Genomic DNA, 25,264 nt, shown 5'->3' with positions numbered 1-25,264 from the left:
GTGCTCCGCGCTTGGCGACCTTGGATAACGGAAAAGCCCATGACGCCGGTCAGCGTCATGGGCCGTCGATGCGAGATTCGGTCAGGGCTGGGTAATGTCGTTCCCGAACCACTTCTGAGAAAGTTCGCTCAATTTGCCGCTGTCGCGCAACTGGGCCAAGGCGTCGTTGATGCGGTTCCTCAGCGCCTCTCCCGCCTCGTCGTCACGGAACGGATAGGCGTTCTCGATTTTGGAAAAAGGCTGGCCGGCCAGCTGTAGCGGCAACGGCTTGTCCTTGATCACCTGAGAAGCGCTGACACGATCCATGACGAAGGCGTCGGCACGCCCCAGGGCGACGTCCTGCTCGATATTGGAGTCGTAAGTCTTGATCGTAATGTCATCGGCATAGGGAAGCTCGTTGAGCAACTGCTCGTAGTTGGAACCGAGATTGACCGCGACCGTTTTGCCCTTGAGGTCCTCGACGCCGTGGATGGCATCGTTACCCTTGCGGACCACGATCTGGGCACCATCATAGACATAAGGTTCGCTGAAGAGATATTTCTCCTGGCGTTCCGGCGTGATGGTGATCTGGTTGGCGATGGTATCGATCCGCCTGGAGTCCAGCATGCCGGCCAGCCCGGAGAAGCTGGCGGTCACGAACTGGACATCGTCGCCGGTGATCTCGCCGATCGCGTTCATCAGGTCGACTTCGAAGCCCTTGAGCTTGTCCTGTTCGACGTAGGTGAACGGGTAATAACTGCCCGACATGCCGACTCGCAGCGTATCCGCTTGAGCCGTCATAGCACTCAGGGAGGTTAGTGCCAGAGCCAGCGCCGTTCGGCGCCATGGGAGAATTTGAGAGGGTCGTTTTGGCATGTGAGCAGATCCTTGACGGAGAGTAGAGGGTGAATGAATCAGCGTCATTGGTTGAATCCAGTGACGGCAGGATAGCGGAATTTCAATTTTGGTAATAAGAAAAATAATTTATATGCCCATTCGTTTGGGGCTATGGGACCGTCTATGGGCATCTATACCTAGGATCATAGACTATGGCTCCATTCTACGGACCCAGAGAGCAGACAAGCGAGGCGATCGGATGAATCGGCGAGCCCTCGCGTGACGCCCCGCGAGAGATTGCGGTGAAACAATCTGTACTGATCTTTGCTGTCTGTAATGTATTGATCTAACATTTGCCCAGTTCTTTCTGTGAAGGCTGCTGCAGGGACGTGACCAAGGGACTTGCGCTCGGCGTTGGTTAGTGGCATGGGCCAAGGAACGAGCCGAAAGGCTCAGGATCGCTCAGGAAGGGTTGGCGCATGGCTGGCGAAAGTGTTGCATGGTCTCTTTCGCCTCTGGCATTGAGTTCCATGGCACTCGTTTAGGCAGGTGTCCCGAAAGCCGGCGTCCTTCCGTCGGTTTTCTTCTCCAAGGAGGCTCGATCCTCTTCAGAGGATTCTCTCTTCTCTCCAACTCTTTCTCGATGCCGGTGTGGCTTTCATTCCCGGCAGCAAGAATTTGATGAAAACTTGACCTGAAGATAACTCTTGTATAACTTTAATTTCGTTAGCTGATTCACCAGCCCAAGGATGGGGTCGAGGACGTATCAGGTGAGTTGGATCCGCAGTCAGGGAAGACTGCCAGCCTGTCGGACTCAGGGAGAGGATGACAAGGCTAAAGTATTACCGTGAGCCACGCTTCGTCAGGATGACGCAACGCAAGCAGTAACACGCAGGCAGTAACAACAGGACAGGAAGTCCAGGTTCAGGTGGTGAGTCAAAGGCGGGCCGAGAGGCCCGCCTTTTTGCTGTCAGATTTTTCGCTTTCGGTATCGCAGCAGTACCGATTCTTCATTGATCCGTTGCACGTCGCCCTGGTACCAGTGTCAGGTGTTGCGGTTTCGCTGCGCGTCGATCATGCCCGGATCGGTGTGCCATAACCGCTCATGGCGTGTTCCGGCGTGCGGCTATCGCAGGCTGCGCCAATGCCATCACTGGATTGTGCCGTGGGGTAGTAATCCGTTGATTGCAACCACCATTGTTCTTGATGACGCCAGGAAAGTTCTGATAGATACTGCGCCGGATTCATCTGCAGGGGCCAGCTGGCACCCTGCCCAGCCTGTTGGCAGCACCGGATGCGCTGCCGGAGATATGGCCGGCTTTTGGCCTTGTACGAGATTTCGCCGTTGCTGAAAGCGCTCTGGGCCCGCCTGGTCGTGGCCTCTCTTCTCCCGGTCATTGTAGTGACGATGATGCTCTATCCCTTCTTCGCGGCTTACCTGGAGGAGCGGTTGGATGGTACGCGCGGGGCCGCCGAGGCCTTGCTGGGAGCCAAGTATGCAGTGCTGCTCCAGGACATGAACGAGAGCTTCAACCAGGTGTTGGCGACGGCGGAGTTTCCTCTTCTGCGTCATTACCTGGCGAGCCGCCAGAGTGCGCTCCCCCCGCCTGCTCAGGACATCGAATCCCGGCGCGAGCTGAAACAGCTGGAGGCGCTGTTTAACACCTTGCTGACGCACTTTGGCCGTTATACCCGCCTGACGCTGCTCGATACCCATGGGCGTGAGCAGCTCTCTTCCACCACGGCCCAGTTGCAACCCGTTCCTCCGGTGGTCAATCACGCCGCGACGGAAGCCTTTCAGGAAGCCATGCAGTTGCAACCTCGCGAGCTCTACATATCGCCACCGCATCCGGGGGCGAACAGTAACGGTGATGGGACCAAGACGGCCGTCATCGATATCGTCACGCCGGTGTTCGACGACAACGGCGTGCGGCTAGGCGTGGTGTTCTTCGCTCTGGACTGGTTCCGCATTACGGCTAGCCTCTCGCAAGCCATGGAGGCCAATCATGCCCAGGCGCTGCTGGTAGACGCTCAGGGCCGCTGGTTGCTTCCTGATACCGAAGGCATATCGTTCGGGGAGACGCTCGCGACCTCCTGGCCGGATACGTGGCAGGCCATGACTTCGCGCAATCGGGGAGAGGCGGGCATCGGCGAGCAGATCCTGTGGTTCCGCACCCACGACATACGCATGAATCACTATCGCAGTCAGGCGGGCATGATCATGAGCCAGCCGGATACGCAGCCTTGGCGGCTCGGAATCGTGACACCCAGGCCCAGCCTGCCGGGCCTTCTGCTGGAGAACCCGGCGCAGATATTGGCCATCGCGCTGGTCTATCTGCTGTCGGTTGCCGTCGGCATTTTCTGGGTGCTCAGCCATGATCGGCAGCGTAGCCTGCGGCAACGGGCGCTGCTGTTTTCCCGAGAGGCGCGTCAGTATGCTGGCGAGGTCCAGGATCTCTACGAGAACGCGCCTTGTGGCTATCACTCGCTCGATAGCGAGGGAAGGATCGTCAAGATCAACCGCACCGAGCTCGAGTGGCTGGGGTATCGCGCCGACGAGATCATCGACCGGCGTCTGTATCGCGATTTCGTCACCCCGGAAACCCGAGAGGCTTTCGATGCCGCCTTTCAGCAGGTGCTGGGCAAGGGGCAGGAAGGGGCGGCCGAGTGCGAACTGCTATGCCGCGACGGCACGGTCCTTCCGGTGGCGATCCAGGCCACTGCGCAGGTCACCGAAGATGGCTTCCAGTACGCCCGTACCACGGTCTTCGACCTGAGCGAGCGCAAGCGGCTGGAGGCACGTCTGGAACGGCAGGCCATGACCGATCCGCTCACCGGGCTAGGTAACCGACGTTATCTTGAGGGACAGGCGGCGCTGGAGATCGCGCGTGCACAGCGAAGCGGGGCGCCGCTCAGTCTAATCGCTATCGACCTGGATCACTTCAAGCGCATCAATGATAGCTATGGGCACGACGTCGGGGATCTGGTACTGCAGGCCTTTGCCGATACGGCGCGCGGCCAGTTGCGCGACGGCGACGTGCTTTGTCGCATGGGCGGGGAGGAGTTTGCCGTGCTGCTGCCCGATACCGGCGACGACGAGGCCATGCAGGTGGCCGAGCGCCTTCGCCAGACAGTCGTGGCGACACCGGTCAAAGTCGGGGGCGATGTCAACGAGGAAGGGCAGTTGGCCTATTCCGCCTCACTGGGCGTAACGCTGGTCAATGCCGGTGAAACTTCACTGAAACCAGCCATCAAGCGCGCGGACCAGGGGCTTTACATTGCCAAGGAGGCGGGGCGTAACCAGGCACATTGGCAGCCGGTCTAAAAGACGACGGCTTGCTTGCCGATAAGGATAAATAGGCCACCACGCTACCGTTGCGTCATTGGCCCCCCGAGCGCCGAAATTGCTGCCAAAAAGGTTGCCCCGCCCAATAAGAGGTATATAGTCGCCTATATAGTAAAAAAATACATAAGTCATTGATGTATATTAATAAAAGCCGATATTTTGCGCGCAGGTACTAATATGGCCGCCTCGATACCCTATGAAAACCCATCGGCGAATGTGATTCGTGCCCTTCTGCAGCATACGCATGAATTATCCATATACACCAAGGACATGGCCTACCCTCTCAAGGCAGAGATAGCGGAGCTGGACCTGCAGACAGGCCGCCTGGTGCTGGAGGTGGAGTATGCCGGATCGGAGATCGAACGGTACCTGACCCGTGGCGGCGTAAGCTTCGATCTGGAGGCGCTGAAAGGGCCGCAGGGCATCGAGCGCGAGACCTACAGTCTCAGCAACGTCGAAGCCAAGCTGCTCAAGACGGACAGCGCACAGTACCGCCTGGAGTGCCAGCTTCCGGAATCGGTCTTCGTGCACGAGAATCGAGGGGCGGTTCGCATTCCGTTCATCCTCGGCATGCAGGCCCGCGTGGGCCTCGAGGTCTACCTGCATGAGCTCAATGTGCCGGGGAGGCTGCGCAATCTGTCGATCGGCGGTTGCATGGTCGACATCGATCTGGCGGAAAGCGTTGCGATCAGCGTGGGGCAGGAAATTCCGGGAATAACGCTGGAATTCCCCAATGGCGAAAGCTTCTTCTCCGAAGGCAAGATTCGCCATATTCGCCCTTTCGGCAATCATGGCTATGCCGCGGTCGGGGTACAATTCGTCAATACCTCGACCTCCCAGACGGAGGCCCTGTTTCGGTACGTCAATGAATCGGAGCGAGAGGCCGCCTACCTGACGGGATCCAACGAAAAACTGACCCAGCACGCTCCATTGTTCGTCCCGGGTGCCAAGGAGAGAAAGATTCTGCAGCGTGAAGCCCAGGAGCGTGAAAAACGCGCTCGCCAGTCGCCGATGGAACGCGGCGTCACGGACATCGCTCATCAGCTCCAGGTGGGGTTGATGTACATGAAAACCCGCGACCTGTTTCCCGTCGAGATCTTCTACGATTGCGTCGATACTCTGCGCTATCTGGTGGAGCAGGACCGCAAGGCTTTCCTGTATTCCCTGGCGTTCCTGCGGGATTATCCGGACTGGGTCAGGCATGCCGTCCAAGTGGCGGGCCAACTGACCGACCTGCTGCTGGTTCGCGACCCACACGCCCCCCAGATTCGCGAGGCGGTTCTGGGCGTTTTGCTGCATACAATGGGCAAGCCGCTACTGATAAGCGCAAAGTTGCCTTCGCTCAAGGTAAACATGAACCCGGCGCAGAAGGAGATACTTCGAGGGCATGTGGGGGTGCTGTGCAACAAGCTGCGTGAACTGGAGTGGGAGCCCAGCCCTGTCTGCCGCGATGTGATCGAGAATGCCAACGAACGTCTGGATGGCTCCGGCTACCCGGCAGGCAAGCGCAACGAACAGCTTTCGGAACTGATTCGGGTGATCGGGGTGATCAAGATGATCAACAAGCTGATGCATGCGCGCAACGGTATTCCCCCACGTTCACCCATCGATGCCTACCGCATGATTCATGAGGCGGGCAAGGCTTATGACAAGACGGTACTGGTAGAGTATATCCAGCTGTATGGGCTGTACCCGATTGGTAGCCTGGCCAAGTTCTCGGGCGGCTTCCTCGTCTGGGTCATGGATATCGACGGCAAGGGAATGCCGTGCCAGGTCCACGTCGTCAAGAACCTGAGTTTTCCGGATACCAACATCAGCAGCGTGCTCGACAAAAGTGACTTCTTGCAGATCGGCAAGCTGGAAGACATCGTCAACCCGGCGGATTACGGGGTAAAGACCGCCAAGATCTAGACGAAGCGTCAGGTATAGAAGGCGAACTTCTCCGCATGGCGCGCACGGTCTGGCGAGGTTCCCGGTGAGGGAAATCCCCTGGATTGACTAGCCAATTCAGTCTTCTGCCTCGGCAGTGTCGGTCGATAATGACGCTGGGGACAATCCCCTGCGTACTTACCCGGCCTTCGGGCCGGGGCTTTTTCACTACGCGATCACCGCCTTTTCTTCCTCGTTCTGCCCGCTCGTGATTTCCGCTCCCATAATGGTTGCCGGTGATAGACCCCGGAACCGGGGAGGCCGGCGTGGCTATGGATTCCTCGCCGGCTGAAGTTCAGGTTGGCGCCGCGAGGGCCGACCGATAGCGTCGGTCCATGGTTATCGAGCCGGATCCGTAGCCCGGGCGCCAACCGCAAGGTACGATGAAAGCGAAGCCCCATTCGGTATCTCCTGAAAGTCTCTTCACGATTGACTACGGCTGACCTGGTTCGTTCGCTGGCTTTTCAGCGTTCGCCACCGTTGGCTGGCGGGAACGATCAAGGCCAGTACGGCACACGCGACGGCGGGAGAGAGCACATCGAAGACCGAGTCCGGTGACCAGTGATGCAGCAGTCCATAAAAATGGCCGACACTGTTAGGACCGCCACCGGCGTACTCGTGCTGGGCGATCTCGCGCCCCAGAAATACTGCGACGATCAACGAACCGCCGACCCAGCGGCCGACGAATGGCCACAGCAGGCATTGAATGCCCGCTGCAATGATGGCGTGTTCGAGATGCGTGATATTCATGGGAACCTGCCTGAGTCTCGGCATTTGAGCATAGCCTTCATCCCAAGCCTGACGCATCGATGCGAGACTGATTTATCTAATTTCGTGGTGGCTGCCTGACCCGGCTGGCCCCTGGCGTGACGTGGCGGCAGGCGGGCAGAACGCGGTCGCGCAGGTAGCGCTGATTGGCGGCGCAGACGCTCAGACCGTCGCCACCGTAATGCTCGAGGCAGATCACGCCGCGAAAGCCGGCTTCTACGGCAAGCTTCATTGTCTGGCGATAATTGATTAGGCCGCTTTCCATGGGGGCGGGGAAGGCGACGTAGTGGCCGCGTTCGACATCCTCGTCACGCATGTAATTCTTGGCATGCCAGAAGTTCGACCACGGCAGCACCTTGCGAAAGGCGTCGAGCCACGGCTCCACCGGCCGATGCAGTCGGATCAGGTTGCCGATATCCGGATTCAATCCCACCGAATCGAGGCCGATCTCTTCGACCATGGCCACGGCCGAGTCGGCGCTGCCGAGATAGGTGTCTTCGTACATCTCCAGCGACAGCACGATGCCGAGTTCTGCGGCGTGCTGCCCGAGTTCGCGGATGCGTGTCACTGCCTTCTGCCACTGAGCCCGATCGTCGGGATCGTCGCGATGGCCTTCGACCGTCCAGAACCACAATTGGCGCTGCTGGGCCTCGGTCAGCGGCCGATGCAAGCCGATCGAGACGGTGCCGATGCCGAGCCTGGCCGCGGCCTCCAGCGAGCGGTGGCTGTAGGCCAGGTGGTCGTCACCGTCGCGTTCATCGATCACGCTCGAGCGCACCACCGAGATGGAGCTGGGTTCGAGACGTGCCGATTGGATGACGCTGGCGAGCGTGTCGAGCTGGCCGGTCGACATTTCACCGGGGCGAAAGCAGTTGTCGGACAGATCGACACGATCGAATCCCGCCTCGGCGATCTCCTGAAACAGGGGCTGCCACTGCTCGACGCTGGCTTCCTGAAGTGGAGAGCCATCCGCCAGACGGTTGGAGAACGGCAGCATGGCAGCGGCGATTGGCCAATCGGTAAGGTCGGAAGTCATCTCGGGTTCTCGACAGGGTCGGTGGTGAAAGAGGTAGCGGCGGTAGAAGGCGCGGCGGTGGAAGACATGGCGGCAGCGAAGAACAGCGCGTCTTGCCTCTGGCGCAGTTTCCAAAGGCACGAGCTTTCGTCGATCGCGACATCGCGCAGACGAATGGGCTCACCGGCACGCACCGGGCGAATCAGTACCCGGTTGGCAGCGAGATAGTAGGGCAGCGCGGCGTCGTCACCGAGCGGGCTGGCCGGCACCAGCGCCGACGACACCCTGTCGATGCTGTGGTGATGGCCGTGGGCGGTGAGCGTGGTGCCCTCGGTCAGATCCGATGCGGCCATGGCGATCAGATCGACATGCGGCCGCGGCTGGCTGACGCTGCTGGGGACGCCGCGTCGCACCATTTCCAGTAGCGTGGTGGCGGCTTCGAGCCCGAGCAGGTGGCGCGGCAACGGTAGCATCGCGCTATCGCCACGCAGGCTGATCAGATGGCCTTTTTCGGCCAGCATTTGCCAGCTGGCGCGATCATGCCCGCGCACGACCACGAATACCCCACCGGCGAGACTGAATTCATCCGGACGGCGTAAGCAGTGGAATACTTCCAGTGCGGGCGTTCGCGTCAACAGACCGCCTTGGGTCGTCGGCACGAACAGCTCGGCAATTTCGCCGAGACGGGCGATGGGATAGTGCAGTGCCGGACGATCCGGCATCAGCCCGGTGGCGTTGGCGACGATCGCCATCTCGCACAGATCCGGCACCGCATGCTGCGGCAGCGCGCCAGCGATTCGGGCGCGGTCCGCCACCCACTGGTGATGACCTTCGCTGTCCAGCCCCGCGGGCAAATCCCAGCGCTCCCCGAAGCCGGGCACGTCGATACGCCGACCGTTGCTGGTCAGCGTCTCTGCCGTCGGATCGAAGACGAAGTCGTATTCGCTCGATTTGCCGGCAGCGAGGATTTCCAGCCCCACCGTTTCGGCCCAACTGATCAGGCCGATCGCCAATGCCGGTTGATCGCCATCCACCGGGCTGATCACGCAGCCACGCTTGCGCGCCATGGCCGCCAGCCCGGGGCCGACCACGCTGTCGACTTCCTTGGTCACCAGCGCCACGTGGTGCCCGGCTTCGATGGCGAGTGCGGCATGGCGGGCGCCGGCTTCGGGATGCCCGGTAGCCTCGATCACTACGTCCAGCGACAGCTCGATCACGGCTTCCAGACGGTCGCCGACTATCCAGTCGCCGCCGTCCCAGGCTCGTCTGGCTTCTGCCGGCGTGCGGCAGTGGCGGATTCGCCCCGGCTCGATACCGGCATCGGTCAGTGCGCTCGCGGCGAGAGCCGGATCGAGATCGAGAACGATGCGGGTATCGATGCTTGTCAGGTGGCGGGCATGAACGACGAAGCTACGACCGAACCCGCCGGCGCCGATCACGCAGCAGCGGATGGGATCGTCGCCATCGAGATAGTGAGAGAGATGCATGGGGACTTTCCTCGAATTGAAAACGGGCCTCGAATTGAAAACGGGCCTCGAATCGAACGCGGATTCGACTCAAACGCGGGAATCGGACGTGGGAGACTTGGGCGCCTGCGGTTTCTGCCGCTGCAGCCGCTGACGCCAGCCGCGCAGGCCGAGCACCTTGGAGATCAGCGGCCAGGCCAGCATCAGCACGCCGAGCCCCATGATCGTGCTCACCAGCGAGTTGGACCAGAACACGGTCAGCGAGCCGTCGGACATCACCATCGACTGGCGGAAGGCTTCCTCGGCGCGATGGCCGAGCACCATGGTCAGCACCAGAGGCGCGACCGGATAGTCGAGCTTCTTGAACAGATAGCCGAGCAGGGCGAAGAACAGCAGCAGCCAGAAATCGAAGGTGGAGTTGGCAACCTGATAGACGCCGGTGAAGATCACCGCGACGATGACCGGCCCGATGATGGCGAAGGGCACCCGCAGTATCGAGGCGTAGAGCGGCACCGTCGCCAGTACCAGAATGACCGCGACCACGTTGCCCAGGTACATGCTGGCGATCAGGCCCCAGACGAAGTCCGGGCGCGTGACGAACAGCATCGGCCCCGGCGTGAGCCCCCAGATCATGAGCCCGCCCATCATGACCGCTGCCGTGGCGGAGCCGGGCACACCCAGCGCCAGCATCGGCAGCAGCGCCGAGGTACCGGCGGAGTGATCCGCCGCTTCCGGCGAGACGATGCCGTTGGGCTCGCCCTTGCCGAAACGTTCCGGGTGCTTCGAGAAGCGCTTGGCGATGCCGTGGCTCATGAACGAGGCGGCAGTCGGTCCGGCAGGGGTGATGCCCATCCAGATCCCGATCAGGATGCTGCGAACCAGCGACACCCAGTATCGTGGCAGCTCGGCCATGGTGCGCAGGATATCCATGATCCGGATCCGGCTCTTGATGCCCTTGAAGCTCAAGCCCTCTTCGGTCGTCACCATCAGCTCGGCGATACCGAAAAGCCCCATGACGGCGACCAGGAAGCTGATGCCCTTGACCAGATCGGGAATGCCGAAGGTCAGGCGCAGCCCACCGGAGACGCTATCCATGCCGACCGTGGCGAAGGCCAGCCCCAGCATCATCGAGACCAGCGTCTTCGAGGGCGCGCTGGAACTCATGCCGATGAAGCTGCAGAACGCCAGGAAATAGACGGCAAAGTATTCGGGCGACGAGAACTTGAGGCCGAATTGGGCGACCCAGTTGGCCAGCAGCGTGATCATCACCACGCCGGCGAGGGCACCGAGGCCGGCGGCCATGAACGCCAGCGTCAGCGCGCGCGTCGCTTCACCGTTGCGCGCCATCGGGTAGCCATCGAAGGTGGTGGCAACCGATGAAGGCTCACCCGGGATGTTGAACAGAATCGAGGTGGTGGAGCCGCCGAACAGCGCGCCCCAGTACATGCAGCTCAACAGGATGATGGCCGATACCGGATCCATGGTGAAAGTCAGCGGCAGCAGCAGCGAGACGCCGTTGGGCGCGCCCAGACCTGGCAGCACGCCGACCAGCATGCCCAGCATCACGCCGATCACCATGATCATCAGATGATTCCAGGTGAGGATGGTGGCGAAACCTTCCATCAGCAGCGAGAGATTGTTCATGATCGATTCCCTGAAGATGGACGCTTAATAGATGCCGAACGCATGTTCCAGCGGCCCTTTCAATAGCGGCACCTGGAACACGAGCTCGAACAGCAGATAGAAGCAGATGCTGATGGCGATACCGCTGACCAGCGATCGCCACCAGGCGTAGTGACCTTGCAGTCGCATGGCGAACAACACATAAAGGGTGGTGCCGACGTAAAGCCCCAGCAGCAGGGAGATCACGGCGAAACCGATGATCGGCAACGTGAAGCGAGCCAAGGAGCGGAGCCGGGCGGCATCCAGGAAGGTTTCATCCTTGTGGCGGTGACCGATGACCGTGCGCAGCAGATTGACGAGGCTGCCGGCAACGACCAGGACGCCGATCCAGAACGGGAAGTAGCCTGAATCCGGCCCGCTTGGTGTCCAGCCGATACCGACCTGCCAGGCGCCATAGCAGATCGCGACACCAATGGCGGCGGTCAGTAACGCGGTGGCGATCTCCATGCTGTAACGGGAAATGCCGTTGTGGGTCATGCTCTCTCCCTCCCTCTGGAAAGCCGGGCAGCGCGAGGCTGCCCAGCGACATCAACCAATCAACACCGACATCGACTCAGGAAGCGCTCCAGCCTTCCTGCTCGAACACCTTCTTGACGGTGCTGGCATTGTTGTCGATGTACTGCTCGAGCTCTTCTCCGCTCAGGAACTGGCTGGTCTGGACGGTGCGGGTGACGTAGTCCTTCCATTCCGGAGTTTCGCTGACCTTCTTCAGCAGCTCCTGGTAGTAGGTCACCGCTTCTTCGGGAGCGCCGGCTGGCAACCAGACGGTTCTCGGCATACGGTATTCGCTGATGTCGATGCCCTGGGACTGGCAGGTGGGAATGTCGCCCCAGCCCTTGTCCTCGTAGACGGGTTCGCCCTTGGGCAACGGGTCGGGGCTGAACACGCACAGGGGCTTGATCATGCCGGCCTGCCACTGGCCGAGATTCTCGTTGGGGTTGTTGACGTTGGCATCGACATGACCGCCGGCCAGTTGCACCAGCGCCTGGCTGCCGCCGTTGAAAGGGACGTAGCGGAATTCGGTGCCGGTAGCCTCTTCGATCATGCTGACCAGCGTCTGGTCGGTGTCCTTGGACTGGCTGCCGGCGAACTGCATCTTGCCGGGGTTCTGCTTGGCGGCGTCGATGAAATCCTTGGCGCTTTCATACTCGGCATCACCGTTGACCCAGATCAGGAACTCGTCCATCGCCATGGCGGCCACTGGCTGCAAATCCTCTGCCGCGTAGGGCATCTCGCCGACTTCCGGCAATAGATATTCGTTGTTGGTGCCGAAGGTCAGTTTGTAGGGATCATCCTTGGACGACGCCGAGTAGACATAGCCCTCGGCACCGCTGCCGCCGCCCTTGTTGGAGACGATGATCGACTTGTCCATCAACTGATGCTTGCCGATGATCGACTGCACCGTGCGCGCGAAGGTATCGGTTCCGCCGCCGGCGCCGGATGTCACCACGAACTCCACCGGGCGTTCCGGCTGCCAGGCCAGGGCGCTGCCGGAGACGGTGAGCGCGGCGAAGAACAGGGCAAGAGGTTTGAGCTTGAGGACGGGCCGGGCCTTGGACGCACCTGAGGATAGGGGCTTGGGCTGATGGGCGGTAAGCGGGTTGAGCTGGTACATGGCGTTTCTCCTGTCGTTTCTCGCGTTGTTGCTATTGTGAGAGTCGCTTGTGATCCGTGGTTGAGTCCTGCATGTCGCTGCTTTCAGCGTGCCGGCCGGCGCCGGCTCCGGTGAAACTTCCGGCAGTCGCGAAACGTCAGCCAGCTGCCTGCTGACGGGCTCGGCTGGCCATGCGTGCCGCCAGCAGCAAGGCTTGCCGCGAGGCGCCGAGGTCGGCGATACCACGACCGGCGATGTCATAGGCCGTTCCATGGGCCGGCGTGCAAACCGGGAAGGGCAGGCCGCCGAGCATGGTCACGCCGCTATCGAAACCCATCATCTTCATCGCGATCTGGCCCTGGTCGTGGTACATGGTCAGCACCGCGTGGAAGCCTTCTTTCACGGCGCGAAGAAAGACGGTGTCGGCCGGGAAAGGGCCTTCTACCTCCATTCCCAGTTCACGCGCGCGCTGGATCGCCGGTTCGATGATCTCGATCTCTTCCATGCCGAAGCTGCCGCCGTCACCGGCGTGGGGATTGAGGCCCGCGACGGCAATGCGTGGATGATCGTGCCCGGCCTGCTGCAGGCAGCGGTGCGTCAGCATCAGCTCGTCGATGATCGAGTCCGGCGTCAGTGCCGCGGCGACGTCCTTCAGCGGAATGTGGGAGGTCACGCGAGCGTTCCACACCGATTCCAGAATGTTGAATTCCCGCGCCTTGCCTTCGAAGCCGATGGCGTCGGCCACGAAGCGGATTTCATCGTCGTAGCCAGGGTTGGCGTAACGCATGGCTTTCTTGTTGAACGGGGTGAAGCAGACGGCATCCACCTGGCCGCCATGAGCCAGTGCGAGCGCGTGCCGGAAATTGGCCGAGGCGAATTCTCCACCCGCTGGCGTCGCCTTGCCTTGGTCGACCTCGTCCGGGGCCAGATGGGCCAGGTCGATGAAAGCCGGCGTCGACTCGAGGTCGATGAGCGAACTTGTCTCGTCGACGGGATGCAGCGTCGGTGCGACACCGGCGACGCGGGCACCTTCGTCGAAGATTCGGCGATCACCGATGATGACCAGGCGCGCGGCACGGTTGACGGCGTCGTCCGCTGCCAGTCTTGCCGTCAACTCGGCGCTGATGCCGGCGGGGTCGCCCATGGCCAGGGCGATGATCGGCAGCTCGGATGCGTCGTGACGCGGGGGGGAAAGAGCCATGGTGTCTCCTCGTCGTTGGGAGCAGCACTCGTGGGAAGTGCTCGCGTGAGGAGGAGATTGCGCTCAAATCCAAAATGTATACATTATACGTTGGTATGGAGGCAGAAACTGGTCAGCGCGCAGTATGATGGCCTCAGACTTTCCGCGGAGGCGCCCTTCACTGAGCGTTTCCAGCTGAATCGATACATTCATGCACCATTCCACTACCGGTCTGACATTCATGAAGAAGACAACCGTGTCCGCCACGTCATCGCCTCGATCCGCGATTGCCCGGCATTCGCTTCATGATGCGATTACCAGCCACCTTCGTGACATGATCATCGAGGGGGAGCTCGAACCGGGTAAGCGCATCTATGAAGGCCCGCTATGCGAGCGCCTTGGCGTATCGCGGACCCCCCTGCGGGAAGCGCTGCGCTATCTGGCGAGCGAAGGCCTGGTCGAGCTGACACCGCAGCGTGGGGCCTCGGTTCGCCGGTTCTCGGCCAAGGATATTCAAGACATGCTGGTGTTGATTCGCACGCTCGAGGAGCTGGCGGGGCGCCTGGCCTGTATCGAAGCGAGCGACGAGGAGATCGCCGAGGTGCGAAAGCTTCACGACGAAATGCTGGATTACTATCGGGAGGAAAATCGGCTCGATTACTACAAGACCAATCAGCGTATCCACTCCGCCATCGTGGCGTTGAGCCATAACGAGTCGCTGATTCAAGTTCATGCCTCACTGCAATCGAAGCTCAAGCGCGTAAGATTCATCGGCCACGAAGGGCGGGAAAAGTGGGCGGCGGCGGTCGCAGAGCACGAGTCGATGATCAAGGCACTCGAGGGGCGTGACGCGCCAGCCCTGGTTTCCGCGCTGAGCGAGCACCTCGAACATGCCTGGGAGCGAGTGCGTGATGTCGTGTCGTGATCACTGGCAAAGGATCAAGAAGGGAATTTTCGATATCGCATATGCATGTAACCGTTTGCCTTATCCGAAATCTCTTACATGAAGAATCAGATCGTAGAGCTATTAACTTCCAATCCGTGGCGCTATGATTTTCTTCCGTTGTAGATCCTTGGGCTCCCCGGCTTCGGTCGGGGGTTTTATACAGGAACTGACCCTCCATTCCCTTTTCAGTCGTCAGTCAGCTAGTCAGAAATGTAGCCCAGGTAGCGCTTTTGATTATCAGCTTTCATGGGTACAAAAGTGATCTCCAAATTAGAGATGTTATTTAACACAGGATAATTATTTTGGGTGAACGATTTTAACCGGATCACAGGTTGGCAATGGAGCTTTTCCTTATTGACCGGGTAAATTCATCCCATAATTGAAGCGAATGGATTGAAGAGCAGCGGTAACTGCCGCATCCAGGGGTAGCGGCATTGAAGCGATCTATTGGATAGATCGACTTTACTTCCTTTCAAGGACGGCGGTAGAGGAACCCGTGAAGGAAAACGGAGCCAGGGAAGCGGTACGGGGCAGCCCGCGACTTTCAGCAAGTCAGGCCCATGCTGATCGAAAGCTCGGCCGGTCAGCGATGATCGGTCGGGCTTTCTCCTGTTCGGAAGGCGATGCCATCTCGCATGTCGTTGCCGGTGTGGAGAAGCTTGCAAGTCTAAGTGGTTGGATTTACTATCAAAACCATTGCGGGTGTAGCTCAATGGTAGAGCAGAAGCTTCCCAAGCTTAAGACGAGGGTTCGATTCCCTTCACCCGCTCCATCCTTGTTTGTCCGCCACCTTCTTCTCTGTGCTTCTAACCGATTGTTCATCAAGGACAATTGTCGTCCATTGCCTGGCCTGGCTCTGCTTTGGCGCCGGATGAAGGATGAACCAACGCGAATCTGCAGTAGATCCGCTACGCTGATGAGGACAGCTCAGTAAAGGAGAAGTCCCATGGCAGAAGCCCTTACCCAATGCCCGAAATGTGGTAACATATGCGACGTCAACTACTTTGGCCGCTTGGCGACAATTAAAATGGCCGGTTGGGTGGGGTAGTTGTCGTCAGTCCGACGACCCAGCTTTTCCTCCTTGTAATTGTCGTTGATAAGCACGCTTACGGTAGCTCTCCCCGCTCAGCTCCATCAGCGTGGCGTGGTGCACCAACCGGTCGATGGCGGCCACGGCCATCATGCTGTCGGGGAAGATACTGTCCCAGGCGCTGAACGGCTGGTTGGCGGTGATGATCAGGCTGGCCGACTCGTAGCGATGGGCGATCAGCTCGAACAGCACTGACGTCTCGGCCTCGCTGCGTTGGACGTAGCCGATATCGTCGATCACCAGCACGGCGTACTTGTCGAGCTTGATCAGGGCGTCGCTCAGGCGCAGTGCCTGCTTGGCAGCCTGGAGCTCCTGGACCAGGCTTGAGGCGGTGGCGTAGCGCACCCGGTAACCCTGGTCGACCAGCGTATGCCCGAGCCCGGCCGCCACGTGGCTCTTGCCGACGCCGGAGGGCCCAAACAGCAGCAGGTTGTGAGCCTGGTCGACCCACTGCGTGTCGCCGGCCAAGGCGCTCAGTTGCTGGCGCTGCTCGGCCGCGATGGCGTCGAACTCGAAGGACTCCAGCGTCTTGCCCACCGGCAGCCGGGCCTCCTTGAGGTGCCGGGCCAGCCGGCGTCGCTCACGCTCGGCCAGCTCGTGCTCGCATAGGGCGGCCAGTGTTTGTGGCAGGCTCCAGTTTTCGGCTCGGGCGCGGGTTTCCAGCTGGGGCCAGCAGGCGGCCATGGTGGGCAGGCGGAGCTGTCGCAGTAGCAGCGGCAGCGTCTGGGCATCAGGCATGGCAGCACACCTCTGTGGTCGGCACGCTGGGCACCAGATGGTTGTAGCTGGCGATGTCATGCTGAGTCACCTGGGGGAAAACCAGCGTGGCGCTCGGCGTGGCGGCGAAGCGGGCCTGGAGCTCGGCCAGCGTCGGGCTCTTCCCGCGCGCCAGGGCGCCCAGCCAGTAACTGGCGATCGCCTCGGCCTGGTCCTGCTCGGCGGCCAACGCCAGAGCGCCAACGATGCGCTTGCAGGCCTCGGCGACCGGCAAGGCGGCGGTCAGCCGGGCGTACAGCTCGCGCCACTCCGCACTCGGCAACAGGTCGTCGCGGAACGTCAGCCCCGCCAGCGCCCGGGGCTTGCGGACCAGCCAGCCGATCACATGGCGGTAATCGATGACCCGCAACCGGCCGCTTTCCGGCGTGGCATGCAGCCGCCTCAGCGTCAGCAATGCTTGCTGTGCGTGATGCAGCACCAAGCGATCATCGTAAAGGTGCACCCGCAGGTTCTCGCCGATCAGCCGGGACGGCACCGAGTAGAGCACCTTGCGCACCTGGATGGTGCTGGAGGTAGTGACGCGCACCGTCACCTCGCTGTAGTCGGTACCGGGCCGGCTGGGCAGTGGCTGCAGCGCGCCACGCTCGACGGTGATCCGGGCCGCGTTGCGGCGGTTGATCGCGGTGGTCACCTCATCGAGGAAGGCCTGGTAGTCATCGAGGCTAGCGAAGTCCTGGGAGCCGCGCAGCGTCAGGCGCTGTTGCAGGCGCCGCTTGAAGTGGCCATGTGGCGACTCGATGCTGGCGTTTTCATGGCCGCGCCCTGGGTTATTACGGGTGGCCGTCATGCCGTAGTGAGCGCACAGGGCAGCATAACGCTCGGTGAGGTCGGCTTCCGCCTCCCGGCCGAGGTTGCGGAAGGCCGCCGACAAGCTGTCGGTGCGGTGCTCCGCGGGGACACCGCCAAGCCGCTCCAGCGCACGGGTCAGGCCTTCAGCCAGCGCCGGGTAGCTCTCGCCACCGAGCACCACCCGGACATAACACCAGCCGCTGTAGGCCAGGCGGAAGTGGTAGAGCCGGTGATCAAGCAGCTCCCCTGCCACGGTAATGACAATCCCCTTGAGCTCGGTGAAGTCGGAGAGGCCGCGCAGCCCGGGGCCATGGGTTTGCGGGAACATTACCTCTTTCTCCGGGCCGTGCGCGGCTCGCCAGCCCTTGACCCGGCGCTGCAGGGTTCGCAGCAGGCTGTCCGGGTACTGGCCGGGGTGCTGCTCCTGCAACCACTCCAGCAGGGTCAGTGCCTGCAAGCCCGGGGCGGCGGCCAGCTGGGGGACGAGCGTGGTCTCCCACACATCGGCGAAGGGGTCGGGCCGGGTTCGCCAGTGCCGTGATGCCGGCGGCTCGGAGGACTCGGCCCGGCGTTCGAGGCGGCGAGCGGTTCTGACGGAGAGGCCGGCCTTGGCGGCGGCGACCTCCTGGGTCTGGCCTTGTTGACGTTGCGACATATAGAGCGTGACCTGTTGGCTGGTGACCGCCATACCGGCTCCCTGGTGGGTCGGGACAAGCGGTCAAGCTTAGGGCAACCGGTCACAGTAGTTGTCGTCGGCCGGCCAGAGTAATTGTCGCTCTATAGTAACAAGACGCTTGACGTTCCCGCTGGCGATGCACCGGATCAGGAGGTTCGTTGCACGTCCTGCGGTGCCGTCGTCGGCAAGAGATCGGACTTTACCAGTGACATGCAGAAGCGAGAGGAGACTTTCGTCAAGGAGGAGGTCGCCGATAAAGTCGATAGGTCGCTTCCGGGCAGCAATACGACGAAAAAGTGAATATCGACTCGCGAGCGATGATCAATAACGCCACCCGCCAGGAGTGGCGTTGCAGGTCACTTCCTGTCATTCACGTCTGGGGCGGCCTTGTGGCCCTATCGGATTCTTGAGAGCCAGGCGAATGGCCTTGTCTCTATCGATGCCCTGATCGGTCAGTTTCTTTACCCGCGTCTTGAGTGTGCCTAGCGGCATCCCGTGTTGTTCGGCGAGCGCTGCCAGACTTTTCTTATCAGGTGTTATCCTTTTTTTTATGAGAGGCTCCACTCGATCCTTCGCCATCATCCTCATCACGACCTCATTGTCTGCCATTTGCGATACGCAACATTTCCCATTACGCATTGATACATGAACGGCAGGAGGCCAGGAAAATTTAGGCTTTATATGTCTAGCAGACGAACTTATTCAATCTAATGTTAGAACAAGGCTTCTCGAGCCCCAATCACAAGCCCAGTCTTGTTGTCTGGAGTATTTGGAAGACTTTAACGTGGGTTACGATCCGAACCGGGTTTCGGGCCGTTTTTACGCTGCTGGTACTTGTCATAGGCCTGTTTGGCCGTGCGTTTGGCTTTTTCCCGGTTCTCCGGCTTTCTTAGCCAGTTGGCGATGGCCGCGCCGATCATTTTCTTCATGTCATCCTCCTGATTCGGAGTGGTCGAAACGCCGATGCGTTGTTGCAGGATCCCACTGCGGGGCCTGGCTCAATCGACGCTTCCAATGGGTGACGTGTCATTACCGTTGAGGCGTTCGGCCTCCATCTCGGCCTCTTCAGAAAACGCGTGGCGGGAATGGATCCAGCGACGGTCGCCGCTTTCGTCATAGCGACTGTCGACGACTAGCCATTCAGGTGCTTGCTGCGTTTCGTTGATGTCGGAATGACGCACGACGAATGATTTCACGGAACCTCCCTCTCTTGACCGTGTGCTGTCTTGGCGATGATGCCAGTCTGGGCAGCTATTCCTGCTGATGCGACATCGTTGCATCGCGCTGTATCGAAAAGGGGCCGAAGCCCCTTCGACTGGTCTGGCAGGATCACTGGCTCTCGATGGCGTCACCGGCCGCGTCGCTTTGGCCTTCGGCGTTGATGTCGTCGAGCTGATCTGAATCAGGAACGTTGGTCGTTTCGTCCGTCTCCGACTCCATGGAGTTCAGAGACTCTTCCGTGGCCTCGCTGTGGCCCCCCGACGCCGTGTCCGACTGCTTGCCGCTGGATTCGGTGACACCGCTACCTTCGGTCAAGGGCTCTTCATTGGCCTCGTAGGCTTCTTCCATCGCCTCGCTCTGCGCGAGCGCGTGACCTGCTGCACCCATCAGTAGCATGGCCGTCAAGGAGGCAGTAATAAGGTTCTTTCTCATGACAAGGTCCTTTTGCTAGAGAACTACGTGGTAAGAGAACTACGTGGTAAGAGAACTACGTGATAAGAGAACTACCGTGACAAGAGCACGACAGTGTCGAAAATGACGATACCGAACACGTCAGAAGGTGAACACGGCAACCATCATCCACGGTGTCGCGCACCTTCACTATAGTTCATAAACCCGATCTGACGGGAGAATCCATTTCAGCTGGTGCTGTTGGCGCCGTTATCGCTATAGGATGTCGTTGACGGCTTGAAGTGGAGCGGGGTCGTCGCCATCTCTCGCCATCATGGGTTCACGCGTCGTGCGTGGATCCAACGTGGCGGCCAGGAGGATCTGACCATGAATGCTCGAGATTATCTTGCCAAGCAGGGAATCGCGCTCGACAAGGAAGAGGAAAAGCCGCAGTCGCTCGAGGAGAAAGCCTGGGCCCGCGCGCGGGAAGCCGTGGAGCATGGTCCTCGCAGCGGCACCCCTCATGACTGGGAGGACTGGGAGCGGCATCACGAGGCGCTGGCTTCCGGTTCGCGATCGATCAGCGCCAAAATCAGCTCGCGTCGCTCGCCTCGCGAGACTCCGGAAGACGATCACGAGTGAGAGGAGCACCCAGGTCGGCAGCGTTGGAGGCGAAAGAACGCTATGCTGTGACCGGGTGAACCAAGATTTTTCAACGAGATGTCGTCATCTCGTCTACTTTGAAAATCCAAAGGTTTCGGTTTCTCGAAGCACTGGATTATCGAAGTACTGGATTTATCGAAGTACTGCAACGGATTGTCGAGCACAAACGATGTCGTTTCGAGCAAAGGAGGCCATATGGACATCATTCGCATCATCTTCGCCATCATTCTGCCGCCGGTAGGGGTATTCCTGCAGGTGGGGCTGGGGCTGCAATTCTGGATCAACGTCGTGTTGACGTTGCTGGGGTACATACCGGGCATCATCCACGCGATCTGGATCATCGCGACGCGCTAAGGCAGCGCAGCGACGCGTTCATCGGCTTCCTTCGGGAAGCCGATGTCGTTTCAGCGGGTTCGATAGTGGTAGAGAATCCGTTCGTCCTTGCGTGGCCCGACGATGCGCCACGCGAGATCGATCCCGTCATCCATCAATGTCAGCCTGGCGCTATAGGCATCGGCGGCACATTGATGTACCTCCGCGCTGACCAGGGTGTCATCGTTTTCGACGATCAGGTCGAATAGCGAGACGGCAGCGTCAGCACCGCGGCGCTCATGCGAAAGCGCGATTCGATCCGGATGGATATCCCAGCGGTAGACGTTGCGCATGGGTGCGTTGCGGGTCTGGCCATCCAGCGTGAAGATGCCCGACTCGAAGAAGCGCACGCTGTGGTTCTCCCGAGTCACCTCGATCCTGCCTTCGCCACGACCATTCCAGCCTACCGCCGAGGCCTGACCCGACTGCGCGCTGAACGCGAAGCGCGAGAGGTTGGGCAACAGCGTCTCTAGCCGTATAATGGCCGTCAACTTTTCGATTTCATAAGGTTGACCATTCATGTCGTATCTCGTCGGTGTCACGGCGTTGTGGGCTTTTTCGTTCAGTCTGATCGGTGTCTATCTCTCCGGTCAGGTCGACAGCTACTTCGCCGTCATGGCGCGGATCCTGCTCGCGACCGCGATTTTCCTGCCGTTTCTGCGTCCCGCTGCACTGCGCTGGTCTTCCCGCCTCGGCTTGATGGCCATCGGCAGCCTCCAGCTTGGCGTGATGTATCTTTTCTTCTACCAGTCCTTCCTCTTGCTCACCGTGCCGGAAGTGCTGCTGTTCACCATTTTCACGCCGCTTTATATCACGCTTGTCGATGACCTGCTGGCGCGACGATTTTCGCCACGCTATCTGGTGGTAGCGGCGCTGGCCGTGGTGGGCGCGGCCGTGATCCGGTATGACGGCGTCACGAACGATTACTGGCTGGGATTCCTGGTCGTGCAGGGCGCCAACCTGAGCTTTGCGCTGGGACAGGTCGCGTATCGGCACCTGGCACGCAGCCTGCCCGATGGCGTGGCGCATCGCCACCTGTTCGGCTGGTTCTATCTGGGCGCGCTCTGCATCGCCATACCGGCATTCTGGCTGCTGGGCGACTCGGCGAAGTTGCCCACGACACCGCTGCAGTGGGGCGTTCTGGGGTGGCTGGGCCTCGTCGCCTCGGGGCTGGGTTATTTCCTCTGGAACAAGGGGGCCTGCCGCGTCGATGCCGGCACGCTGGCGATCATGAACAACGCTCTGATTCCCGCCGGGTTGATCGTCAACCTGGTGATCTGGAACCGGGACGCCGATCTGGCCCGCCTGGGTATCGGTGCCGTGATCCTGGCCGGTTCGCTGTGGCTCAATGCGCGCTGGGCGAAGCGCTCCGGGGTGGCAACGGCAACGCCAGCGGCCAGTCGTCCCTGACCACGAAGAGCCGGCATCGCCGATCATCCGGGAGGATCAGCAGCAGATGTGCAGGCCCGCCGGGAACGCTGAAAGAATGGGCCAGTTCACGGTCCAGCATCGCCAGCGGCATCGGTTCGGTCGCGGGCGGCGCGAGCCAGTGAGGCTTGGTCAGCCGATGGCCGCGAGCCCCTTCCGGCAGCGACCGGATCAATGAAGGCCAATCTTGCCAGTGACACCACAGGCCCTGTTCGGCCTTGGCATTGGCCAGTCTCGGCAGAGGCAGGCGCTGATCCCACGGATGATAAAGACATCCCGGCATGATGATGCGCTGCCGCAATGCTCCGGTGGCGCCTAGCCTCTGGCGCTGCCGTTCGGCGGCCGGAGATCGGCCTCTGGGTAGCTGATGAGACGCCAGGCGATGGCATTTGATGGCCAGGGAGTCGAAGCTGCCGATGCCGATCCAGCGCGCGGCGTTTCGGTCATCACCCGGCCCTTCGGGCAGGCCGAGGAAAAACTTGATCGCCAGCTCGGCATGGAAGGTCAGCAGATCGTGGCAACCTCTATTCGCTTCTGCCGGCGAGCTCTCGGTCCCCCTGGAAGCGTAGAGCAGGTCCAGCTCGCCAAGGGTCTGCCTGCTCTCGCGCAGCGCCATGTTATGGGCCAGAAGCCGGGTGCGCGGCGCATGATCCAGAATCCACTGCCACAGCGTTTCGTGATAGATGCCCAGACGCTGTGATCGGCGGATCAGGCGTCTTTGCTGGAAGCGCTCCCCTTGATCCTCTTGCTGGCGCAACCAGGTGCGCCTTCGTTGCGGTTCCTCCAGCCCGAGCTCTGCCAAGGTGGGCCGGCCGGCATAGTCGAGCGTCGCCATGTCCGGCGCATGCAGCAGCCAGGCGATATCGCGGACCCAAGGCTGACGAAGCGATGCCAGATCTTCCCGCAGCGCATCATCGAAAGGGGGGAAGGCATCGAGAGGGGCGAAGGCATCGAGCAAGAGGAAGACTCCGTGGGATCGTGCATTGGCCGGCATGACGCTATCTGCGTCGGTGGGGCGCGTTCTCTTCGCTGGCTTCGCGTCGTTATCCGGGCTCGCGATAGAAGTTGAATTCGTGCGTCCGCGCCGTCCGCACCAGGGTCGACATCCAGCCGGGCGAGATGCTGCGGTGATGGAAGAACAGCGCGCCGTGGGTGATGTCGGGAAGCGTGCCATTGAGCGCACGGCGCGCCACTTCTCTCGCCGCCGCGTATTGCTCGGGCTCGGTGGCTTCGTCGGGACGGCCATCGCACCACCACGAGAACTGACACTGCCCGGTCTCCGAGCCTTGCTGGACGATGTCGCACAGGCTCGATGGAAATTCCGGATTCCCCAGCCGGTTCATGATCACGTTGGCCACCGCCTGCATCTCGCGCTGATCGGTGCCCTTGGCTTCCCAGTAGATCGATCTCGCCAGGCAGGTAATGGCATCGTCCAGCGGTGCCAGGCCGCGGGGGTCGACTGCCTCCGTACCCTCTGGCGTCAGTCGTGCCGCGTCCGGGGCCGGTTCGATCTTGTCCGTCTCGGCGACGCGCTGTTCGAGCTGCTCAGCTTTCTGGCGGGCGATCTCGGCTTTTGTCAGTGGCGGTTCGGCCAGTGCCGACTCGCCTTGCAACAGAAGCCCCGTCAGCAAGAGTGCGCCCGCCAGGCGCCGATATCGATCAGCCGGCCTGATCATCGTTGCCGATCGTCTGGATGACCTCGAAGCCTTCGAACTTGGGCGGCCCGAGATAGAGGCCCTCGCGGCGGCTCTGGCCAGCGTTGGCGTGGGCGGCACGGAAGGCTTCCGAGTGCGTCCACGCCTCGAAATGCTGGCGGGTGCGCCAGAGGGTATGGGAGGCGTAGAGAACGTGATCTTCCTCCGCGGGACCACGCAACATGTGGAATTCGACGAACCCGGGCAACCCCTGAAGGTGCGTTTCGCGCTCCAGCCACAGCGTCTCGAATTCCTCGGTGCGCTCCGGATTGACGCGAAAGCGGTTCATGGCGATGAACATGAATCGACTCCTGACTGAGAAAATCGGCCCCGGGAGGGAGCCGTATGAACGAACCGAAGAACGATGTCGCCGCGCGTTTTCGGACATGACCGAGCAACATTGCCAGCATCCGGTGGCAAAAGTCGAGCCGGCAAGGGGGGCCTCACGTCGTTCGAGTCGTGCTTAACGCTGCTCGAACCGGAGTAGCGTCCCCAGTACGCCGGACGCGATGTCGGCCTGGGTCTCGCTGTGACGGTGGTAGTCGATGCCCTGGCTGTCCCAGCAGGCGATCGCCGCATCCAGATCTCGGCAGGTAAGCGTAAGCGCCACGGCGCGCGGCGGTTCCGGTTCGATATCGCCGAGGGTCGGGAAGGTCGCTGACAGTGTCTGGCGATCGAGCAGGTGACAATCGCCCTTGTGGGTATGAATGGTCCAGGCGGTGTCGCTGCCGCGAACCGAGCTGTCGCCGTGAATGCGTCGGAAATGCTCGATGTCGTAAGCCGGGTCGTCGCTGACGTACCAGACATCGGCAATCGAGGTTGCGGTATTGGCATGAGCTTCCTGCGTCGGATCGACACGAAACAGCTCGGGGCGCAGTTGCTGGCAGAGGAACTGGGTCAGAAAGGGACGTTCCGGATCGTGCAGCATGTCTAGCGCCACGCTCACTTCCTCGTTGCGGCCGCCGGGCAGATGCGCCATGCGGCGGAAGATGATCGGGCAGGCCTCGGAAAATCCCCGTGCCGCCACCAGAGCGTGATCGCGCTGGATGCTGTCGCTGTCGAGCGCCACCATGGCGATGCCGTCACCCACCGTGATCAGGCGCGCCTCGATCAGACGACCGAACTGGAAACCGTTGTCGTCCTGATAGTCCAGGCATTCCGGGCGACCGATGCCGATCAGCTCGATGAAGTTGTTGCTGAAGAACAGCAGATGGTTGTCCGTGCCCCAGGGGTGCCGGTGGCGCGAATTGACGTTGAAGCCGAGATCTCTCGCCGCCTGGGCGGCGTGATCGAGATGATTGACCGCCAGTAAGGGGTGATCGATGCCGAAGCTCATGAGCCTTTCATCCGTGGTGTGGTTGTCTGCAGTATTGCCCAATATCGGGATTCCTGAAGGCAGGGTACGGAATAAGTCTCCGGTT

25 protein-coding genes and 1 tRNA gene are annotated in these 25,264 nt (G+C 60.9%); 7 read left to right on the top strand and 19 right to left on the bottom strand.

Annotation, left to right across the window (positions count from 1 at the left end; translation table 11 throughout):
- Nucleotides 1-81: 81 nt before the first annotated feature.
- Nucleotides 82-780 (bottom strand): amino acid ABC transporter substrate-binding protein, encoded by a 699-nt coding sequence (locus R5R73_RS12465; protein WP_276232439.1) that lies wholly within the window; start codon nt 778-780, stop codon nt 82-84.
- A 1,363-nt stretch (nt 781-2,143) separates the two neighbouring features.
- On the opposite strand from R5R73_RS12465, the gene R5R73_RS12460 reads away from it, so the two are divergent.
- The gene (locus tag R5R73_RS12460) at nt 2,144-4,141 is read left to right on the top strand and encodes a diguanylate cyclase (protein ID WP_322527694.1); all 1,998 of its coding nucleotides are present in this window, start codon (nt 2,144-2,146) and stop codon (nt 4,139-4,141) included.
- Nucleotides 4,142-4,432: 291 nt separating this feature from the next.
- Nucleotides 4,433-6,073 carry a PilZ domain-containing protein gene (locus R5R73_RS12455; RefSeq protein WP_322527693.1) on the top strand — a complete coding sequence of 547 codons (1,641 nt, stop codon included), beginning with the start codon at nt 4,433-4,435 and terminating at the stop codon, nt 6,071-6,073.
- Nucleotides 6,074-6,267: 194 nt separating this feature from the next.
- Here the strand turns inward: R5R73_RS12455 and R5R73_RS19295 are convergent, their stop codons facing one another.
- The 8 genes from R5R73_RS19295 to R5R73_RS12420 all read right to left on the bottom strand — a co-directional run bounded on the left by R5R73_RS19295 (nt 6,268) and on the right by R5R73_RS12420 (nt 13,818).
- Nucleotides 6,268-6,492 (bottom strand): DUF4236 domain-containing protein, encoded by a 225-nt coding sequence (locus R5R73_RS19295; protein WP_110637058.1) that lies wholly within the window; start codon nt 6,490-6,492, stop codon nt 6,268-6,270.
- Between the two features lie 22 nt (nt 6,493-6,514).
- Entirely contained in the window at nt 6,515-6,841 is a 327-nt protein-coding gene (locus R5R73_RS12450; protein ID WP_110637055.1) for a hypothetical protein, read from the bottom strand.
- Between the two features lie 76 nt (nt 6,842-6,917).
- Nucleotides 6,918-7,895 (bottom strand): sugar phosphate isomerase/epimerase family protein, encoded by a 978-nt coding sequence (locus R5R73_RS12445; protein WP_322527692.1) that lies wholly within the window; start codon nt 7,893-7,895, stop codon nt 6,918-6,920.
- A complete protein-coding gene (locus R5R73_RS12440; protein ID WP_322527691.1) occupies nt 7,892-9,361 on the bottom strand; it encodes a flagellar biosynthesis protein FlgA in 1,470 nt (489 codons plus the stop codon). The genes R5R73_RS12445 and R5R73_RS12440 overlap by 4 nt, the downstream gene beginning before the upstream one ends.
- Nucleotides 9,362-9,430: 69 nt before the next feature.
- Nucleotides 9,431-10,984 (bottom strand): tripartite tricarboxylate transporter permease, encoded by a 1,554-nt coding sequence (locus R5R73_RS12435; RefSeq protein ID WP_322527690.1) that lies wholly within the window; start codon nt 10,982-10,984, stop codon nt 9,431-9,433.
- Nucleotides 10,985-11,008: 24 nt separating this feature from the next.
- Complete coding sequence (locus tag R5R73_RS12430; protein WP_276232575.1) at nt 11,009-11,500, bottom strand: tripartite tricarboxylate transporter TctB family protein; 492 nt, start codon at nt 11,498-11,500, stop codon at nt 11,009-11,011.
- Between the two features lie 76 nt (nt 11,501-11,576).
- On the bottom strand, nt 11,577-12,638 hold the full coding sequence (locus R5R73_RS12425; protein ID WP_322527689.1) for a tripartite tricarboxylate transporter substrate binding protein: 1,062 nt from the start codon (nt 12,636-12,638) through the stop codon (nt 11,577-11,579).
- A gap of 136 nt (nt 12,639-12,774) precedes the next feature.
- Entirely contained in the window at nt 12,775-13,818 is a 1,044-nt protein-coding gene (locus R5R73_RS12420; protein WP_276232577.1) for a 4-hydroxythreonine-4-phosphate dehydrogenase PdxA, read from the bottom strand.
- 190 nt (nt 13,819-14,008) lie between these two features.
- Between R5R73_RS12420 and R5R73_RS12415 the strand changes: the two genes are divergently transcribed.
- Both R5R73_RS12415 and R5R73_RS12410 read left to right on the top strand, forming a co-directional pair.
- Nucleotides 14,009-14,722 carry a GntR family transcriptional regulator gene (locus R5R73_RS12415; protein WP_322527688.1) on the top strand — a complete coding sequence of 238 codons (714 nt, stop codon included), beginning with the start codon at nt 14,009-14,011 and terminating at the stop codon, nt 14,720-14,722.
- Between the two features lie 719 nt (nt 14,723-15,441).
- Nucleotides 15,442-15,515 (top strand) — tRNA-Gly (locus R5R73_RS12410).
- 282 nt (nt 15,516-15,797) lie between these two features.
- On the opposite strand, the gene istB is transcribed toward R5R73_RS12410, so the two are convergent.
- The 5 genes from istB to R5R73_RS12385 form a co-directional block, all read right to left on the bottom strand.
- Nucleotides 15,798-16,571 carry an IS21-like element helper ATPase IstB gene (gene istB, locus R5R73_RS12405; RefSeq protein ID WP_322527534.1) on the bottom strand — a complete coding sequence of 258 codons (774 nt, stop codon included), beginning with the start codon at nt 16,569-16,571 and terminating at the stop codon, nt 15,798-15,800.
- Nucleotides 16,564-18,087 (bottom strand): IS21 family transposase, encoded by a 1,524-nt coding sequence (istA, locus tag R5R73_RS12400; RefSeq protein ID WP_416221188.1) that lies wholly within the window; start codon nt 18,085-18,087, stop codon nt 16,564-16,566. The genes istB and istA overlap by 8 nt, the downstream gene beginning before the upstream one ends.
- A 767-nt stretch (nt 18,088-18,854) precedes the next feature.
- Nucleotides 18,855-19,004, bottom strand: a complete 150-nt coding sequence (locus R5R73_RS12395; protein ID WP_276232579.1) for a hypothetical protein — start codon at nt 19,002-19,004, stop codon at nt 18,855-18,857.
- 69 nt (nt 19,005-19,073) lie between these two features.
- Nucleotides 19,074-19,271 carry a hypothetical protein gene (locus R5R73_RS12390; protein WP_110634316.1) on the bottom strand — a complete coding sequence of 66 codons (198 nt, stop codon included), beginning with the start codon at nt 19,269-19,271 and terminating at the stop codon, nt 19,074-19,076.
- 133 nt (nt 19,272-19,404) lie between these two features.
- Nucleotides 19,405-19,728: a hypothetical protein gene (locus R5R73_RS12385; RefSeq protein WP_139284309.1), complete on the bottom strand. Its 324-nt coding sequence runs from the start codon at nt 19,726-19,728 to the stop codon at nt 19,405-19,407.
- A gap of 345 nt (nt 19,729-20,073) precedes the next feature.
- Here R5R73_RS12385 and R5R73_RS12380 point away from each other — a divergent pair, with 345 nt between their 5' ends.
- Both R5R73_RS12380 and R5R73_RS12375 read left to right on the top strand, forming a co-directional pair.
- Complete coding sequence (locus R5R73_RS12380) at nt 20,074-20,328, top strand: hypothetical protein (protein ID WP_322527687.1); 255 nt, start codon at nt 20,074-20,076, stop codon at nt 20,326-20,328.
- A 216-nt stretch (nt 20,329-20,544) separates the two neighbouring features.
- Complete coding sequence (locus tag R5R73_RS12375; RefSeq protein WP_071232076.1) at nt 20,545-20,703, top strand: YqaE/Pmp3 family membrane protein; 159 nt, start codon at nt 20,545-20,547, stop codon at nt 20,701-20,703.
- A 50-nt stretch (nt 20,704-20,753) separates the two neighbouring features.
- On the opposite strand, the gene R5R73_RS12370 is transcribed toward R5R73_RS12375, so the two are convergent.
- The gene (locus R5R73_RS12370) at nt 20,754-21,242 is read right to left on the bottom strand and encodes a DUF6314 family protein (protein WP_071232077.1); all 489 of its coding nucleotides are present in this window, start codon (nt 21,240-21,242) and stop codon (nt 20,754-20,756) included.
- Here R5R73_RS12370 and R5R73_RS12365 point away from each other — a divergent pair.
- Nucleotides 21,241-22,131, top strand: coding sequence for an EamA family transporter (locus R5R73_RS12365; protein WP_322527686.1), 891 nt, complete (start codon nt 21,241-21,243; stop codon nt 22,129-22,131). The genes R5R73_RS12370 and R5R73_RS12365 overlap by 2 nt on opposite strands.
- On the opposite strand, the gene R5R73_RS12360 is transcribed toward R5R73_RS12365, so the two are convergent.
- The 4 genes from R5R73_RS12360 to R5R73_RS12345 all read right to left on the bottom strand — a co-directional run bounded on the left by R5R73_RS12360 (nt 22,067) and on the right by R5R73_RS12345 (nt 25,221).
- Nucleotides 22,067-23,107: a DUF1853 family protein gene (locus R5R73_RS12360; protein WP_322527685.1), complete on the bottom strand. Its 1,041-nt coding sequence runs from the start codon at nt 23,105-23,107 to the stop codon at nt 22,067-22,069. The two genes, R5R73_RS12365 and R5R73_RS12360, sit on opposite strands and share 65 nt — an antisense overlap.
- Before the next feature lie 85 nt (nt 23,108-23,192).
- Entirely contained in the window at nt 23,193-23,825 is a 633-nt protein-coding gene (locus R5R73_RS12355; protein ID WP_322527684.1) for a cell wall hydrolase, read from the bottom strand.
- A complete protein-coding gene (locus tag R5R73_RS12350; RefSeq protein ID WP_071232080.1) occupies nt 23,809-24,144 on the bottom strand; it encodes an antibiotic biosynthesis monooxygenase family protein in 336 nt (111 codons plus the stop codon). Before R5R73_RS12350 ends, R5R73_RS12355 begins: the two co-directional genes overlap by 17 nt.
- Before the next feature lie 162 nt (nt 24,145-24,306).
- Nucleotides 24,307-25,221, bottom strand: coding sequence for a VOC family protein (locus tag R5R73_RS12345; protein WP_322527683.1), 915 nt, complete (start codon nt 25,219-25,221; stop codon nt 24,307-24,309).
- Between the last annotated feature and the right edge of the window lie 43 nt (nt 25,222-25,264).

Origin of the sequence: Salinicola sp. LHM, from assembly GCF_034479735.1 — a bacterium.
In the GTDB taxonomy this organism is placed as follows: domain Bacteria; phylum Pseudomonadota; class Gammaproteobacteria; order Pseudomonadales; family Halomonadaceae; genus Salinicola; species Salinicola salarius.
Note: the sequence above shows the minus strand (reverse complement) of the source record. Positions and strands in the feature narration are given on the sequence as shown.